This window comes from Terasakiella brassicae (assembly GCF_014641495.1).
In the GTDB taxonomy this organism is placed as follows: Bacteria; Pseudomonadota; Alphaproteobacteria; order Rhodospirillales; family Terasakiellaceae; genus Terasakiella; species Terasakiella brassicae.
Genome location: NZ_BMHV01000004.1, coordinates 156,865 through 172,557, shown reverse-complemented (window position 1 = coordinate 172,557; position 15,693 = coordinate 156,865). Strand labels below are relative to the sequence as shown.

Sequence of the window (15,693 nt, the reverse complement as noted above, 5' to 3'; positions counted from 1 at the left end):
CCTAATCTTTCACCAGTTCTTTTTCCATAAAAAGACTGAGCGGATCGAGTTGATACTCCCCAAACGGGCCAATTTCGACAAACCCGGCATTGCGATAAAGGCCAATGACTTCGGGTTGGGACACGCCGGTTTCATACATGATCTAGTCTTTCTCTTTTTCCAAACGGATGGGAACAACGCCTTTGACGTGGATATCGCTTTGCGGATAGGGAAAGACCACGCCTTGTTCATGGAATTTGTCCCAAATGCGCAACAAAACTTCTGAGCGCACACTGCCCAAACCGTTATGCGCATCATTTACCCAATAACGCAGTTCAATATTGACCGAACTATCGGCAAATTCACGCAATAGGCAGCGCGGAACAGGTTCTTTCACAATCCGGTCTGTTTCATCAGCAGCTTCTTCACATAATCGCATCGCCAGCTTAATGTCAGTGGAATAATCCACCCCGACCAAAGCGCGTTGGCGCACGTTGGTATCTGAAAACGACCAATTTTCCACCCGCTGCGTAATCAGTTCTTCGTTTGGAATAAGGTGTTCGGTTCCATCACGCGTAATAACAGAGACATAACGCCCCCTTAACTTGTCAATACGACCATATGTATTGCCAAGCGCAATCACATCCCCGGGTTTAACAGATCGGTCCAGCAACAAAATCACACCACTGACCAGATTTGCTGCAACTTTTTGCAAACCGAACCCCAAACCAATCCCGATCGCACCGGAAAAAACAGCCAAGGCCGTCAAATCAATCCCCATTGCATCAAGGGCAATTAGAACCGCCAGAATTAGCAGAATAATGCGCATGAATTTTTTCAGCAGAACCTTGGCAGATGGCGTAATATTATTCAGTCGCTCAATCCGTCTTTTCAGTACCCTTTCCAACAAGGAAAAAAGCCAGAACAGAATAGCAATGGCAATGCCGCCCTTCACCAGCCCAAACACGGAAAATTTCATCTCGCCGAAGCTGAAAGCCAAACTATCCAAAAAGGCCGTTGTTACATCCAGCAAACCAACAATGTTAAGTGCAGCAACCGACCATGCAAGAACGCTGACAAAACGTGACCAACCTTCATCATGGATAAAGGCAGAGGCAAAACGAATAACCACCCATGCATTCAACAGGCTGACCACCAGATTGATAATATGGAACCCCTGTCCCAACGTCCGCAAGGCAAACAGGCTAAACCACAGAACAATCAGAAAGAACAAGGGGACGACAAGAGGGCGCAAAACCTCATGCATCTGGTGTTCAAAACGTTTTATGGCGTTGGGTAAACTGATGGCTTCAACACCACGCACCATCTTGGACTGCAACAGATTGCCAACAACAAACACACCGACCAGCAGTGCAATTTGCTTGGCATTATCCCAGACCAGCACATTTTCCAAGACCCACTGGTGCAACATAGCGATCAGTGCGAATATCTGGTCGTGATATGGAATATTGTCCCACACAGTTGAAAGTCCCCTTAGAAAATCCCGAGCAACCAAACTTAGATTGCAACGACGCAGTTACGCCAAATAAATAAGTTAGAGCATCTCAATCAAAAAAATCAATCAAGCGCTGTCTAAGCGTCACGCCGTGCCATAAAGGCAAGGCGTTCAAACAAATGAATATCCTGTTCATTTTTCAATAAGGCACCATGCAACGGTGGAATAACCTTTTTTCCATCCGTACTGCGCAAGGCTTCGGGCGGAATATCTTCCACCATCAACAGCTTGATCCAATCAAGCAATTCAGACGTGGACGGTTTTTTCTTCAACCCCGGCACATCACGCAAATCATAAAAGGCGTTCAGGGCTTCGCTCACCAATCGTTTTTGCAATCCCGGATAATGAACATCAACAATTTCCGCCATCGTTTCCTTGTCAGGAAAGCGGATGTAATGGAAAAAACAGCGGCGCAAAAACGCATCCGGCAATTCTTTTTCGTTATTGGATGTAATCACAATGACCGGGCGATTGCGCGCACTGATCGTTTCTTTTGTTTCGTAGACATGAAACTGCATCCGATCAAGTTCCAGCAACAAATCGTTTGGAAATTCAATATCGGCTTTGTCAATTTCATCAATCAACAAAACCGGGCGTTGTTCGCTTTCAAAGGCTTCCCACAATTTGCCACGCACGATGTAATTGGCGATATCATGCACACGTTCATCCCCCAATTGGGAATCGCGCAAGCGAGACACCGCATCATATTCATACAATCCCTGCTGTGCCTTTGTCGTGGATTTAACATGCCATTCGATCAAAGGCGCGTTCAACGCTTTTGAAATTTCATGGGCCAAAACCGTTTTACCCGTTCCCGGTTCCCCTTTAACCAAAAGAGGGCGTTCTAAATTGATTGCCGCATTTACCGCAACGCGCAGGTCATCGGTCGCAACGTAATTGTCTGTGCCTGTAAAGCTCATTCCCAAAACCTAAATGATTGGATACCTAACAACCAAGGTACGGTACGCAGGACGATCATTCAAGTCATTCCGGTTTTGAAAATTTGCCCAAACATACATTCACAGAACACATACATAGTGCCGGTGAACAGCTTCAAGTCAGAAATGTAGTTTAGAAAAATTATGAGCTATGCATTTTCTGTAAATCACACCTGCAAAAACAATAATTGTTGTCCCCATCAAGCAGGCGTAAAGAGGGCGCAAATATCGTACAACCCTTTAGAGAGACAAACATCATGTCCTTACCTTACCCGATTACTTCTTACGCCAGCCACCATGTTGATCTGACCGGTGGTGCTTTGGACAAATTCGAAAATTTCGTTATTGCCAAAACAGCAAATGTTGTTTCATCTGTGCGCACATATAATGCGCTGAAGAAACTGAGCGAACGTGAACTGATGGATATCGGCCTGACACGCGCCGACATTCTACCCGTTTCAAAAACAGCCCTGTCTGGCACACGTGCGGCTTAAGAACAAAAGCCAACAGGTGACCACGTCAAACATAAGGGGCCGTAAACCAAATATGAGTTTACGGCCCCTTATGTTTAAATCTTTCACCTCACCATAAACCTATTCTGCGGGTTCCACAATTGCGCTGGTACGTTTCCAGACGACTTCCAGACCGGGTTCTGGATTATCCGGAATGAGGCGGGATAAGATCAATGACAAAACCGCCAATCCCGCCCCGGTTAGGAAAACTGCCATAGGCGAAGCTATCCATAACAAGCCATAAAGCGCAGGTAAAACCACGGCGGCAATATGATTGATGGTAAAAGATACCCCTGCTGTCGGTGCAATATCTTTCGGATCGGCAATTTTCTGGAAATAGGTTTTGATCGCAATCGCCATCGAAAACAGCAAATGATCCGCCACATAAAGAACCACAGCAACCCACGGGCTTTCAACAAAGGCATAACCGACAAAAACCAAAATCAGACCAACATATTCCAGCCCTAACGCGCTTTTTTCACCTAACCGACCAATCAACTTGCCGATACGCGGGGCAAAAAACATATTCATCGCCCCATTTACCAAAAACAAAATGGAAATGGCCGCTGCATCAAACCCGAACTCTTCCACCATTAAAAAGCCCGCAAAGACGACAAAGATTTGACGGCGCGCCCCGCTCATAAACGTCAGAGCATAAAACAACCAATAGCGTTTGCGTAAAATGATCTGCTTGTGCTGTTCCACCCCCTGATTAAAATGCGGAAAAGCCCACCAACAGAACAGCGCCAAAATCACACAAGCCCCGCCGCCCAGTACATAGACCACTTCCATGTCAATCTTCAACATATCCAGCATGGCCCACACCAGACCAAAGGCAATCAAGGAGGCAAAAGAGCGCATCGCAATCACTTTACCCATCTTGTGCGCGGCTGTTTTTTTATCAAACCATTGCAAAGACAATGATTGATTAACCGTTTCATAATAATGAAACCCGATCGACATCAAAACCGTTGTCGCATAAAGCCCAATTTCTGACGGGAAGAGCCCCGTAATCGCCGTACCGATTCCAAGAAAGACAAGGGAAACCAATCCCAGTGTCTGTTCGCGCATCATCAATAACAAAAACACAGCCGTAAAAGCCAAAAAGCCCGGAATTTCACGCAACGATTGAAGGATACCGATTTCAACACCGCTGAAATTCGCACGCTCAATCACAAAATTGTTTAACAAAGCCTGCCAGACACCAAAAGCCAATGCCATTGCAATCGCCATAACGTAAAGCAGATTTTCCGGTTTTTTCCATATTTGGGGGGAAGACATTTCAGAGTCCTTATTCTTTATCTAATAATTATTCTCATACTTTATAATGAAACGAAAATGTCGTATATAGATGTTTATGACAAAAAATATCGCAAAAAAGACACCTGCTTTTGGTCTTCGCCCCTTCCTCACACATGATGGTGTGGAAATTGATGATTTCGACAAACTCCCGCGTGACATCAATTTAAAGGAAGTCCTGAGGCTGCCGGACCATGAGATCCATCCCCATCAACACATCTGGGGACAACTTCTTTATGCCTCACAAGGGGTCATGCAGGTTATGGCCCAAGGACATATCTGGGTTATTCCGCCACAACGCGCGGTCTGGATTCCACCAAACGTGGAACATGCCATCAAGGTTGTCCATAAAGTTCGTCTGCGCAATGTCTATATTTCCCCCAACGTCATGCAAGGTTTACCCGTCCATTGTCAGGTCATGCATATCAGTCCGCTTTTGCGTGAAATTATTGCAGAAGCCGTTCGTTTTCCCCCTCTGTACGACACCGATGGGCCGGAAGGGCGTTTAATGCGCGTGCTGCTGGATTGCCTGAAAGCGACCCCGTCTACCCCGCTGCAATTACCGGTCCCGGATCAAGGAATGATAAAAACCATCGCAGACTTTTTAAAAGAAAATCCCGATAATGAAAAAACACTGGAAGATTGGGCGCAGGAATTAGGCACCACATCACGTACCTTAGCGCGCCATTTTAAAAAGCAAACAGACATGACCTTTGGTCAATGGCGCCAACAAGCACGCTTGTTAGAGGCCCTGAGCCGTCTGGCCGATCAGCAGTCCATTGCCCATATCGCACAGGATTTGGGTTATTCCTCGCAAAGTGCCTTTAGCGCCATGTTTAAAAAAGCACTGGGCATCACACCCGGGCAATATTTTAAAACGGGTTAGCGTTTAACGGTTAAGTCCACACCGGACAAATATTCATGGCCCAGTACAGCCGCGATAAACCCACATATACCAACCGCAAAAACAATAACGCCCTGATGGGGTAACTGTTTATCCGGTACCTGAAACGCGCCGTCACGCCGATTTGTCAGTACAATTGTCGCGATGGCCCATAATGACAAGCCGCCAAACAAGACCACCGCGCGCAAATCCCCATTCATCAAGGTATGCGCAACCGCCCACAGGCTAAACCCCGTCAATTGCGGATGTCGAACCGTTCGTGAAAAATTGGATTTCAATTTTGAGGCGGCCATCAAGACGAAGCCCGCCAAAATCAACAACAAACAAGGCCCCACGACGATATCGTAAATATCGTATAAAACCGTCACGCTTTCAATGGAACGCCAGCCCACCACCATCAGGGCGACACTTGCCAAAATAACAAGTGCAAACAGCCCACGATAAGGCAGCGCACCGACTTTCTCAATCAAGCTTTGACGAAAATCAGGCGCAACGACAGGAACGAAATGAACGCCGCTCCAGACAATTAGACCGAGAAGGACCAGTTCCATCGTTACGCCTCTTTTATAATAAACTCACTTTAACCAGCGAGTGCCGCTTCAATCGCAGCCAGTGCAACATTTGCTTTTGTGCCATCCGGGCCACCGGCTTGTGCCATATCCGCACGCCCGCCGCCGCCTTTGCCGCCTAAAGCTTCCGATCCGATACGCACCAGGTCAACGGCACTGTGTTGATCTTTGACATCATCCGTCACACCAACAACAATGGACGCTTTGCCCTCATTAATGGCGATTGCCACACACACACCGGAACCGACTTGGTTTTTCATTTCATCAACCATCGATTTCAGTTCTTTACCCGGAATATCTTCAAGAACCTTGCCCAGATATTTAACGCCATTTACGTCTTTGATATCCGCAGCGCCACCACTTGTGCCACCTGTGGCCAGTTTTTTACGCAAATCGGAAATTTCACGCTCCATTTTTTTGCGTTCTTCCAGCAAAGATTCCACACGCCCGGGCACATTTGCCGGTGTGGCTTTCAACAAAGCCGCTGCTTGATTTAAGCGTTCTTCCTGTTCTGCCAGATAAGCAACAGCCGCCGCCCCGGTCAAGGCTTCAATCCGACGAACCCCTGCGGCAACCGCACCTTCGCTCACGACTTTAAACAAGCCGATGTCACCGGTTCGCTTGACATGCGTTCCACCACACAGTTCCACAGAAAAGTTTTTGTCTTTGTCGGTCCCCATCGTCACAACGCGAACCTCATCACCGTATTTTTCCCCAAACAGAGCCATTGCGCCTTGTTCAATGGCTTCATCCGGCGTCATCAAACGGGTCACAACTTCGGAGTTGACGCGAATTTGTTCATTCACACGCGCTTCCACATCCGCCATTTCTTCGGCGCTTAATCCTTTGGGATGCGCGATATCAAAACGCAAACGTTCTTCGGCCACCAAAGACCCTTTTTGCGTCACATGCTCGCCTAGACGTTCCTGCAAAGCCTTGTGCAAAAGGTGAGTGGCTGAGTGGTTCGACCGTACAGCCCCACGTCGAACAGGATCAACAATCGCATGGACATCTTCACCAACGGCAATGGAACAGCCTTTGACCTTGCCCAGATGAATATGTAAATCGCCCAGTTTTTTGGCGGTATCGCGCACGTCAATCGTAGCTGTCTCCCCGACACGCAGCAGGCCGCTATCGCCCACCTGACCACCGGATTCCCCATAAAACGGGGTCTGGTTCAAAACGATAGCAACTTCGGTGCCGGGTTCCGCCCGTTTGACCATTTGACCATCTTGAATAATGGCAACGATCTGACCTTCGGCCTCTTCGGTTTCATAACCAAGGAAATCTGTCGCCCCGACCTTATCACGGACATCAAACCAGACGCTTTCATCGGCGGCTTCACCGGAACCCGCCCAGTTTTTACGTGCTTCTTCACGTTGTCTGGACATGGCGGCATCAAAACCGTCCATATCCACATTAATCCCTTTGGATTTCAGAGCATCTTGCGTCAAATCGACTGGAAAACCGTATGTGTCATAAAGCTTGAAGGCCACATCACCCGCCAGCTCATCCCCTTCACAAAGGGTTGCCGTTTCCGCATCCAGCAAAGATAAGCCACGGTCCAATAATTTTTTGAAACGCGCTTCTTCCAGTTCCAATGTTTCCGTGATTAAGGCTTGTGCACGCAGAAGTTCAGGGAAGGCTTGTCCCATCAACCCGGTCAGGGTCGGAACCAGTTTGTGCATCAACGGATCTTTCGCCCCGATAATATGGGCATGACGCATAGCGCGGCGCATAATGCGGCGCAAAACATATCCCCGGCCTTCATTAGACGGCAGAACACCATCGGCCAGAAGGAAGGAACAAGACCGTAAATGGTCCGCGATGACGCGGTGCGATGTATTGAAATCACCATCCGGGTCTGTTGACGTTTTATCCGCAGATGCCTCAATCAGCTTACGCAACAAATCAACGTTATAGTTATCATGCGTACCTTGTAAAACCGCCGCAATCCGTTCCAGTCCCATGCCGGTATCAATAGACGGTTTGGGCAGTTCAAGTCGATCTTCAAGGGTCTGTTCATATTGCATGAAGACCAAGTTCCAGATCTCGATAAATCGGTCGCCATCTTCTTCCGCTGAACCCGGAGGCCCGCCCCAGATATGGTCGCCATGATCATAAAAAATCTCGGAACAGGGGCCACACGGTCCCGTATCCCCCATTGCCCAAAAATTATCCGAGGTCGGAATGCGGATGATTTTTTCGTCCGGCAACCCTGCAATTTTCTTCCAAAGATCAAAAGCTTCATCATCTTCATGGTAGACGGTAACCAGCAATTTATCTTTGGGCAGGCCGAATTCCTTGGTAATCAAATTCCACGCAAGCTCAATCGCCATGTCTTTGAAATAATCACCAAACGAGAAATTTCCCAGCATTTCAAAGAACGTATGGTGACGTGCTGTAAAGCCGACATTTTCAAGGTCATTGTGTTTTCCGCCGGCGCGCACACATTTTTGCGATGTGGTCGCACGGCTGTAATCACGGTGTTCCAGACCTGTAAATACGTTTTTAAACTGAACCATCCCCGCATTTGTAAACATCAGTGTAGGGTCGTTTCGCGGAACCAAGGGTGAAGAGTCCACAATTTCGTGACCATTCTTACCAAAATATTCCAAAAACGTTTTACGAATATCATTCGCGCTTTGCATGGGCTTCACTTCGTTTGTTTATCACGTCAAGAAGGTAGGTTTTACCTTGCCTTTTGGTTCATGTCTAGCGGAAGTCCCCGCCCTGTCTGAAATATTCTTTCAGACAAAGACGCCACCTCCCTGCTCTGCTGGAAGATGGCGCTTCAATGACTACCTTTTCAAATCCCTTTTCCCAAAGAAAAAGCATTTAAAAAACGTTTCGAGTGATCATTCATCTTCTGTTGAAACCGCAGAATCACCTGTGGTCATTGCATCGGAAATCAAACCGGCGTTTTCACGAATGGCACGTTCGATTTCTTGGGCGATGGCTTCATTCTCCCGCAGGAACTGCTTGGCATTTTCGCGCCCCTGTCCCACACGTGTGGAATTATACGAGAACCAGGAACCGGATTTTTCAACCACACCGGCCTTGACCCCAAGATCCAGCAGTTCCCCCATTTTGGAAACACCTTCACCATACATAATGTCGAATTCAACCGTACGGAACGGCGGCGCCATCTTGTTTTTCACGACTTTAACGCGGGTCTGGTTACCAACGATTTCGTCGCGGTCCTTGATTTGACCAATCCGGCGAATTTCCAAACGGATGGAAGAGTAAAACTTTAAAGCGTTACCGCCCGTTGTGGTTTCCGGGTTTCCAAACATCACCCCGATTTTCATACGAATTTGGTTGATAAAGATCACCAAGGTATTGGAGCGCGACACCGAAGACGTCAGCTTACGTAAAGCCTGAGACATCAACCGGGCCTGCAAGCCCACGTGGGTATCGCCCATTTCACCTTCCAGTTCGGCCCGTGGAACAAGAGCGGCCACACTATCAACGATCAAAACATCCACGGCCCCACTGCGCACCAAAGTATCGGTAATTTCAAGGGCCTGTTCCCCGGCATCCGGTTGCGAGATCAACAGTTCATCGACATTACATCCCAATTTTTGGGCATAAACCGGATCCAGCGCATGTTCAGCATCCACAAACGCACACGTGCCCCCCATTTTCTGGGCTTCGGCAACCACATGCAGGGCAAGCGTTGTTTTACCTGAACTTTCCGGGCCATAGATTTCAACAACACGACCACGCGGCATCCCACCGATCCCCAAACCGATATCCAACCCGAGAGACCCAGTTGAAATAACGTCCGTATCCACCGCATTTTCGCGCTGGCCCAGTTTCATAATGGAGCCTTTACCGAACGCGCGTTCAATCTGCGCGACTGCCGCTTCCAATGCCTTATTTTTATCCATCGTATCCTTATCCACAAGCTTGAGTGCCGTTTGAGACATATCTATGCTCCCTTATTCCACAAGTAACGGGGCCGTTGCAATTCATTTAAAAGTACATGAAATGTTCTCATTAACAAGAACATTTGCGAACTTATTGTTTTTAAATGATTTTATAAACTATGTTCTCTTAAAGTTCCAACCGAATCGCAAATACCGGAACGAATCGCTCCGGTATTATGTAGCAAACACACCCGGTATTATGTAGCAAACACACCCAGATTTAATTGAACCATTTCAGTAAAATGGCCTCACGTAATAAGTGGTGAGGCTTTTTCATGTCTAATTCCTTTGTTCTTTCTGGTTTGATTTCCAAATATTCCGAACTGGCTGGTGAGCTTGACGAGATGCGTAAGCAGGTTCGCACCTTGGAAGGCGACTTGGCGCATATCGCTTCTACAATTAAGATTTTTGATCCTCACTACCCGATAAGCCAAATAAAGCCTAAGAAAAAGGTCAAACGCATTCCCGGCCTTAAGAACGGCGACACCAACAAAATGACACTGGAAATCCTCAGAGATTCCAGAAAGCCGCTTACCGTGTCTGATATTACGGCAATGCTCAGTGATAAGCTGATTGTTCCGTTGGATACAAACGACAGAGAGAACCTTAAGAAGCGCGTAGAAGGCACCATTGATCGCCTACAGTCACAAGGCACGGTAAAACGCATTGCGTCCATAGGGCCAAAGAGCATGGCCTTATGGGAGTTGGATCGCGTAGGTTAGTACCATAAAGACAACGTCATTTCGGCAATTAATGATTGTACATGTTCTCGTTAATGTATAAATTTTCGACGCTCTAAGTCGAGAAAACAAGGAATAGAAACAATGATTAGAATTATCGCATCAGTGGCTTTGCTTTTTATGTTAAATGCCTGTGCTGGTGGTATCGCTTACATGGCCCACAGCGAATTACAGAAGGCGCCATTGCGCCTCTACGATCAAATACCGCCAAAGAAAGCTGTTGTTGTAATGAGTGGTGAGCAAATCAGTGACTTAAGGTTTGCCAAAGATAAAGATATTACTCGTTCTCCAAATTCTCAATTTAGAGCTTGGTTAAGCGAGTACTATGGTAAATCTTACTATAGTGCCACTGTTGTTGATCCTGGGACTTACCATTTAGCTCAAATCTGGCTTGGTTTAGCAGTTGGAAACGGTCAAATTCAAAGCTACCCCAGACACGAAGGGATGGATATCGGTACGCAGGACTATACCTATATGAGTTTTGACATTGCCCCCGGTGAAGTTAAGTACATAGGTCATTTGAACATCAAAAACCAAATGCCGTTTATGATGTTGAAGAAAGAAACAGATGACAGTGTAAGCTCTCAGGCATGGTTTGACATGGTCCTCATGCCGTTCTTTACGGTAGAGGTCAGTGACAAACTAAAAGAAGCGCAACAGTTCCTTGCAAAAGACGCTCAACGCCCAGACCTCAAGCTTACGACGGATTTGGCTAGAATAGGGACGAACGACCACCTGAAACGTGCCCAAATGATCATTGACGGTATGGGAAACAAAATCACTAGAAATGATTATTGGAAAGCTCGGGCAATTTTTGATCGTGAAGCGCTAGATCGCGTTAAATAAGGTTTAGTGCGGGTACAGCAAAACTTCGCCCGGTTGGTTGTTACCTTGCCAGTATCCGGCCCAATTGCGTGACATTGGACGGTTTAGAGATTTAAACAGAAGATCACCAAACAAAGAGCCGTTGTCTTGGCGACGACGGTTTTCTTTATAGGCCATTTCATTGGCATAGGAATGAAGGTATTTGCCAGCGATATGGTGATGCTGCCCGATCTCGGCACGACGCAGACGGGAAAACCAACCCTCAGCCCCATTGGTGCAAGCTTCGCCATCGCTATAAACGCGAGAGTGATTGATGCGGAACATCTGGTATTGCGCATGCAAAGCATCATATGCAGCGTTTTCGTCTGCGTGAATGCTGGCTTGGCTGTCGATATGTTTGCGAATGGCCGTTGTGACGGCTTCCGAAGTCTCAGACTTGATAACGACGGGAACAACGCGACCTTCGCGTTCTCTTATCGCAAAGACACAGCGGCGCTTGCCGTTCTGGTGACGACGCAAACGACGGTCGACACGGTTTTCTTTCCAGTTGCGAGGTTTGAGATAGCCGCCAAAGTAAGCGCCATCCACTTCGACTTCACCCGTCAGAACCGCATCCTGCATTTCATCACCAGTTACTTCTCGCAGTTTGTGCGCCAGAACGAAGGCTGTTTTATATTGGATGCCCAGATCGCGAGACAGTTGCAGCGCAGACACGCCTTTACAGGAGTTTACAAAGATCGCAATGGCCAGCAGATAATCACGGTGCTGCAATTTACGACCAGAAAAGATTGTACCGCTGGTGACTGAGAATTGCTTATTGCAATGTTTGCATTTGAAGATACGACGACTTTTGAATGTCCAGCATTCAACCGAACCACAATGAGGACAAACTGGATCGCCATCATTAACGGACCAACGAACCTCTTTGAACAACTCATACGCCTCTTCTTCCGCCATCCGCGCCACCTTGGCGACGGATAACGTCTTTGCTTTAGAAGAGAGGAGAAAGTGTTGGCTCATCGTTTTTCATCATTAATCATCAAATATGATGAATTATCTCCACTGCAGGCCACCTTGTCAAATGAAAAATCATCATATATAGTGATTAATCATATTTTTAAGGGATGAACTAATGGGCCAAGACTGGAAGCAATACGCTAAAACGTTGCTCAGAACGGAGATAACGCGCAAAGATTTGAACTACGTAGAAGTGTCAGAGCGCTTGAAAGCACTGGGAATAGACGAAAGCCCCCAGAACATAAGTAACAAGATCGCACGGGGCAGTTTCAGCGCGACTTTTATGCTTCAGGTGCTACATGCCATAGGCAGTAGCAATATACATTTGGAAGACATATAAAATTGCCCAAATTCATCTAAAATTAACGATCGCTTTTCATAATTCATTCTGTTAGAATCAATCTATTGTAGTATACTGGATGGAATAACTCATCATGGATAAGCCTATAATTGTAGATTTATTCTCCGGCTGCGGAGGATTTGGGTTAGGTGCTAAATTGGCAGGTTTTGATTGTCGTGTAGCCGTTGATATTGATGAAACCCTGCAATCAGCTTATCGTCTTAACTTTCCCCAGACACAAGCCATTCAAGCTGATATTGGAAAACTTGAAAATTCTGCATGGCGTTTCCTATTAAGAGATCGCAAACCTGATGGTGTAATTGGTGGCCCACCTTGCCAAGGTTTTAGTCGTATTGGCAAAAGGGACGCAGAAGACCCAAGAAACTCATTAATTGGACATTTCTTTAGGCAAGTTGCTTTGCTTGATCCGAAGTTCTTCATTATGGAGAACGTTGAAGGCTTGTTGGATGAAGGAACAGTTGATGTTTTAATGAGTGCTATCCAACAGATTACTCCAAGGTTCCGTGTCTTAGATCCGATGATCATTAAAGCTTCTGATTATGGAGCACCTACTACAAGAACACGGGTAATCGTTGTTGGATACAACCCAAACAAAATGGATGCACTATCATTAGCGGATTTCTTGCCAACATCTGACATTAAGCCTATAACAGTCAAAGATGCGATCGCTGATTTACCGATGCCAGTCCTGTCTTCTAGGAAAAAGGGCGATTATTCGTGGGCAAAATATCCAAGTATAGAGCTAAAATCTCTGTCTGAGTACGCGAGAGCCGCTCGTAAATTGCCACCCAAAAATATGGGATGGGACGTGTCAGTTGATAGATTGATGGATCGTTATAGTTCGGGCCATGAAACTACAATTCATACAGAGAAAGTTGCAGCCCGATATGCGGCCTTAATTCCGGGTAAGGTTGATCCTGTCAGCAAAAGTACAAAGCTGAAATGGGACGGACTATGTCCAACTCTACGTGCTGGTACTGGTGCTGAAAAAGGAAGTCATCAAGCTGTTCGTCCAATTCACCCAGATGAAGGCCGGGTGATTACTGTACGTGAAGCAGCACGATTACAGGGTTTCCCTGATTGGTTTGCATTCCACCATACTAAATGGACAAGCTTCCGAATGATCGGCAATAGTGTATCGCCAAAAGTCTCAGAATTTCTCCTAAAACAAATTCTTAGCAAAATCGACTCCTTAAAGTTGCAATGCGCAGCGTAACCTTATAGCTTGTTATCCAGTAATTAATTTTTCTGGATGTTGCATAGTGTCAGACCAACTGCCCGTCGATTTCGGCATGGAACGTAAGTTCGTTTTCAATGCCTTGACCTCAGATATCTCTACGACAGATTCTCTTTTAGATTTGATTGATAACTCAATTGATGCAGCACGGAGAGATATTGTCGATAAGAAAAAAGCCATGGTGAATGGTTTACCAGAAACGTATGAAGGTTATGAAATTAAGCTGTCGTTAGACGATGATAAAATTATCATTGAAGATAATTGTCGGGGGATGGAAACAAATCTACTTGAGGGTACAGCTTTTCGGTTAGGTGCGAGACACAATCAGAACTTTAGTATCGGCATTTATGGAGTAGGCTTAATCCGTGCATTCTGGAAGTTAGGTAATGAAGGTACGCTTATAACTGATAATGGTGAAGAAGCCTTTTCCTTACATTTTAATAAATCAGACTTAGAAGAAAATGAAACGACTCTATTTGCGGATCGAACGATTTCTTCTGGGAAAAGGTCAAACAAATTCATCATTGATAGGTTAACTTTGGACGCGGCTTACGACCTCGAAGATAAAGAGTGGTACAACAAGCTAATTGATCGAATTCGTCGGGTTTATGGCCTCTGCATTCGAAAAGGTTTGAAAATTCAAGTGGGGAAATACGTTATTCCTGAGTTTGGCCCTCAAATAAGAGAGGATGTTAAAGAATTAAAAGGTGGAACTCAGTTCAGAACATCAAATGGTGTTGATGTAAATGTTCAAATCGGCGCACATGAGAAATATATCTTCAAGGGAGAAGAAGGTTGGTCTCAACGGGCAAATAGCGATGTAATCCCAGAATGTGGTTGGTATGTAGTGTGCAATGATCGAATTGTATTAACAGCAGACCGTACAGTTAAAGTGGGTTGGACGTCTACTTGGCATAGTGAATACAATGGAATTTTAGGGTGGGTTTTCTTTACTTCGGATGATGCAGACCTACTTCCTTGGGACAGCAAAAAAACAGATATTAGTTTAGAGAAAGTATCACAAAGAGAAGCTGCAAAGGCGTTAAAGGCGCTCTCTGATACTTATCGCTCAACAAACCGAAACTTTAAATATGGTCAACCAGCATCTTCCCCAACTCGTCCGGGTCCGAAAGGCGGGAAAGGTGGCAAAAATGGGCCTACTTCGGCCCCTATAAAGATCCCACCCAAACCTACAGCAACAGCGACAAAACCTACGACATCATCACAGGATCACAATGAAAATTGGGACACTTTGCTTCCAGCAATGAATGTGTTGCTTAATGATAAGAAGTTAAGTGCGTTAATTCACGAAGCTCAAAATATTCAAATTAAGCACCCTTATGCATGCCTCATGTTATATCGCACTGTATTTGAACGGGCTGTTACTGTTCGTATTCGCCAAGAAGGGTATTATGGCGCAGTAAAGAAGATGGTGATTGACGAGCAGGAAAAGCAAGGGAGAACCTTTTCTGAAGCCGCTAAAAAGAACTTCAAGCCAACCTTAGCCAACTTGTTAGATTGGATGACAGCAAATGAAGAAATAATCTTCTATGAAGATCATCTTCGTGATTGCAAAAGAGGCTTAGGGAACTTCAAAAGTCATCTAAAACACATGAATGGTGTAGTTCACGAAGGTGATTTAACTGACAGTGGAAAAGTTAAGACGGTTAGAACAGATACATATAATCTTTTATCATTTTTGATCGAAACACTTATTTTGAGACAGTCATAAAAAAAGAAGATCACCGCTCACACGATGATCTTCCTCTAAACTCCGAACAGGAAAGGGCAAGACGCCTCTCTCTTGTATGTGAACCATATCAAGTCTCATTCTCTGGAGCAACAATTCCTTCTAATTTGGTTT

Annotated in this window: 15 protein-coding genes; 7 read left to right on the top strand and 8 right to left on the bottom strand. The window is 45.9% G+C overall.

Annotation, left to right across the window (positions count from 1 at the left end; genetic code table 11):
* Position 1 precedes the first annotated feature (1 nt).
* From IEW74_RS03960 to IEW74_RS03950, 3 genes are all read right to left on the bottom strand, one after another.
* Positions 2-139 (bottom strand): N-acetyltransferase, encoded by a 138-nt coding sequence (locus IEW74_RS03960; protein ID WP_229734228.1) that lies wholly within the window; start codon positions 137-139, stop codon positions 2-4.
* A gap of 3 nt (positions 140-142) precedes the next feature.
* Entirely contained in the window at positions 143-1,459 is a 1,317-nt protein-coding gene (locus IEW74_RS03955) for a mechanosensitive ion channel family protein (protein WP_188661835.1), read from the bottom strand.
* 113 nt (positions 1,460-1,572) lie between these two features.
* Positions 1,573-2,415: an AAA family ATPase gene (locus tag IEW74_RS03950; RefSeq protein ID WP_188661833.1), complete on the bottom strand. Its 843-nt coding sequence runs from the start codon at positions 2,413-2,415 to the stop codon at positions 1,573-1,575.
* Positions 2,416-2,690: 275 nt separating this feature from the next.
* Here IEW74_RS03950 and IEW74_RS03945 point away from each other — a divergent pair, with 275 nt between their 5' ends.
* Positions 2,691-2,927 carry a DUF1127 domain-containing protein gene (locus IEW74_RS03945; RefSeq protein WP_188661831.1) on the top strand — a complete coding sequence of 79 codons (237 nt, stop codon included), beginning with the start codon at positions 2,691-2,693 and terminating at the stop codon, positions 2,925-2,927.
* A 99-nt stretch (positions 2,928-3,026) separates the two neighbouring features.
* Here the strand turns inward: IEW74_RS03945 and IEW74_RS03940 are convergent, their stop codons facing one another.
* Positions 3,027-4,226 carry an MFS transporter gene (locus IEW74_RS03940; protein ID WP_188661829.1) on the bottom strand — a complete coding sequence of 400 codons (1,200 nt, stop codon included), beginning with the start codon at positions 4,224-4,226 and terminating at the stop codon, positions 3,027-3,029.
* Positions 4,227-4,302: 76 nt separating this feature from the next.
* Here IEW74_RS03940 and IEW74_RS03935 point away from each other — a divergent pair, with 76 nt between their 5' ends.
* Positions 4,303-5,130, top strand: coding sequence for an AraC family transcriptional regulator (locus tag IEW74_RS03935; protein ID WP_188661827.1), 828 nt, complete (start codon positions 4,303-4,305; stop codon positions 5,128-5,130).
* On the opposite strand, the gene IEW74_RS03930 is transcribed toward IEW74_RS03935, so the two are convergent.
* The 3 genes from IEW74_RS03930 to recA all read right to left on the bottom strand — a co-directional run bounded on the left by IEW74_RS03930 (position 5,127) and on the right by recA (position 9,649).
* A complete protein-coding gene (locus tag IEW74_RS03930) occupies positions 5,127-5,699 on the bottom strand; it encodes an NnrU family protein (protein ID WP_188661825.1) in 573 nt (190 codons plus the stop codon). The genes IEW74_RS03935 and IEW74_RS03930 overlap by 4 nt on opposite strands.
* A gap of 29 nt (positions 5,700-5,728) precedes the next feature.
* Entirely contained in the window at positions 5,729-8,368 is a 2,640-nt protein-coding gene (gene alaS / locus IEW74_RS03925; RefSeq protein ID WP_188661823.1) for an alanine--tRNA ligase, read from the bottom strand.
* 207 nt (positions 8,369-8,575) lie between these two features.
* On the bottom strand, positions 8,576-9,649 hold the full coding sequence (gene recA, locus IEW74_RS03920) for a recombinase RecA (RefSeq protein ID WP_188661821.1): 1,074 nt from the start codon (positions 9,647-9,649) through the stop codon (positions 8,576-8,578).
* 275 nt (positions 9,650-9,924) lie between these two features.
* Here recA and IEW74_RS03915 point away from each other — a divergent pair, with 275 nt between their 5' ends.
* On the top strand, positions 9,925-10,371 hold the full coding sequence (locus tag IEW74_RS03915; RefSeq protein WP_188661819.1) for a hypothetical protein: 447 nt from the start codon (positions 9,925-9,927) through the stop codon (positions 10,369-10,371).
* Positions 10,372-10,473: 102 nt separating this feature from the next.
* A complete protein-coding gene (locus tag IEW74_RS03910) occupies positions 10,474-11,235 on the top strand; it encodes a hypothetical protein (RefSeq protein WP_188661817.1) in 762 nt (253 codons plus the stop codon).
* A 3-nt stretch (positions 11,236-11,238) separates the two neighbouring features.
* Here IEW74_RS03910 and IEW74_RS03905 read toward each other — a convergent pair whose 3' ends face one another.
* Positions 11,239-12,234: an IS1595 family transposase gene (locus IEW74_RS03905; RefSeq protein ID WP_188661815.1), complete on the bottom strand. Its 996-nt coding sequence runs from the start codon at positions 12,232-12,234 to the stop codon at positions 11,239-11,241.
* Positions 12,235-12,346: 112 nt separating this feature from the next.
* Between IEW74_RS03905 and IEW74_RS17570 the strand changes: the two genes are divergently transcribed.
* The 3 genes from IEW74_RS17570 (at position 12,347) to IEW74_RS03895 (ending at position 15,561) form a co-directional block, all read left to right on the top strand.
* Positions 12,347-12,571 carry a DUF6471 domain-containing protein gene (locus IEW74_RS17570; protein ID WP_373283776.1) on the top strand — a complete coding sequence of 75 codons (225 nt, stop codon included), beginning with the start codon at positions 12,347-12,349 and terminating at the stop codon, positions 12,569-12,571.
* A 94-nt stretch (positions 12,572-12,665) separates the two neighbouring features.
* Positions 12,666-13,808, top strand: coding sequence for a DNA cytosine methyltransferase (locus IEW74_RS03900; RefSeq protein WP_188661813.1), 1,143 nt, complete (start codon positions 12,666-12,668; stop codon positions 13,806-13,808).
* Between the two features lie 46 nt (positions 13,809-13,854).
* Positions 13,855-15,561, top strand: a complete 1,707-nt coding sequence (locus IEW74_RS03895) for an ATP-binding protein (protein ID WP_188661811.1) — start codon at positions 13,855-13,857, stop codon at positions 15,559-15,561.
* Positions 15,562-15,693: the final 132 nt, after the last annotated feature.

Excerpts from the sequence above, each read along its gene's own strand:
- IEW74_RS17570 (WP_373283776.1), top strand. The coding sequence starts at position 12,347 with ATGGGCCAAGACTGGAAGCAATACGCTAAAACGTTGCTCAGAACGGAG.
- IEW74_RS03905 (WP_188661815.1), bottom strand. The coding sequence starts at position 12,234 with ATGAGCCAACACTTTCTCCTCTCTTCTAAAGCAAAGACGTTATCCGTC.
- IEW74_RS03935 (WP_188661827.1), top strand. The coding sequence starts at position 4,303 with ATGACAAAAAATATCGCAAAAAAGACACCTGCTTTTGGTCTTCGCCCC.
- IEW74_RS03960 (WP_229734228.1), bottom strand. The coding sequence starts at position 139 with ATGTATGAAACCGGCGTGTCCCAACCCGAAGTCATTGGCCTTTATCGC.
- IEW74_RS03950 (WP_188661833.1), bottom strand. The coding sequence starts at position 2,415 with ATGAGCTTTACAGGCACAGACAATTACGTTGCGACCGATGACCTGCGC.
- IEW74_RS03910 (WP_188661817.1), top strand. The coding sequence starts at position 10,474 with ATGATTAGAATTATCGCATCAGTGGCTTTGCTTTTTATGTTAAATGCC.
- recA (WP_188661821.1), bottom strand. The coding sequence starts at position 9,649 with ATGTCTCAAACGGCACTCAAGCTTGTGGATAAGGATACGATGGATAAA.
- IEW74_RS03915 (WP_188661819.1), top strand. The coding sequence starts at position 9,925 with ATGTCTAATTCCTTTGTTCTTTCTGGTTTGATTTCCAAATATTCCGAA.
- IEW74_RS03930 (WP_188661825.1), bottom strand. The coding sequence starts at position 5,699 with ATGGAACTGGTCCTTCTCGGTCTAATTGTCTGGAGCGGCGTTCATTTC.
- alaS (WP_188661823.1), bottom strand. The coding sequence starts at position 8,368 with ATGCAAAGCGCGAATGATATTCGTAAAACGTTTTTGGAATATTTTGGT.
- IEW74_RS03900 (WP_188661813.1), top strand. The coding sequence starts at position 12,666 with ATGGATAAGCCTATAATTGTAGATTTATTCTCCGGCTGCGGAGGATTT.
- IEW74_RS03940 (WP_188661829.1), bottom strand. The coding sequence starts at position 4,226 with ATGTCTTCCCCCCAAATATGGAAAAAACCGGAAAATCTGCTTTACGTT.
- IEW74_RS03945 (WP_188661831.1), top strand. The coding sequence starts at position 2,691 with ATGTCCTTACCTTACCCGATTACTTCTTACGCCAGCCACCATGTTGAT.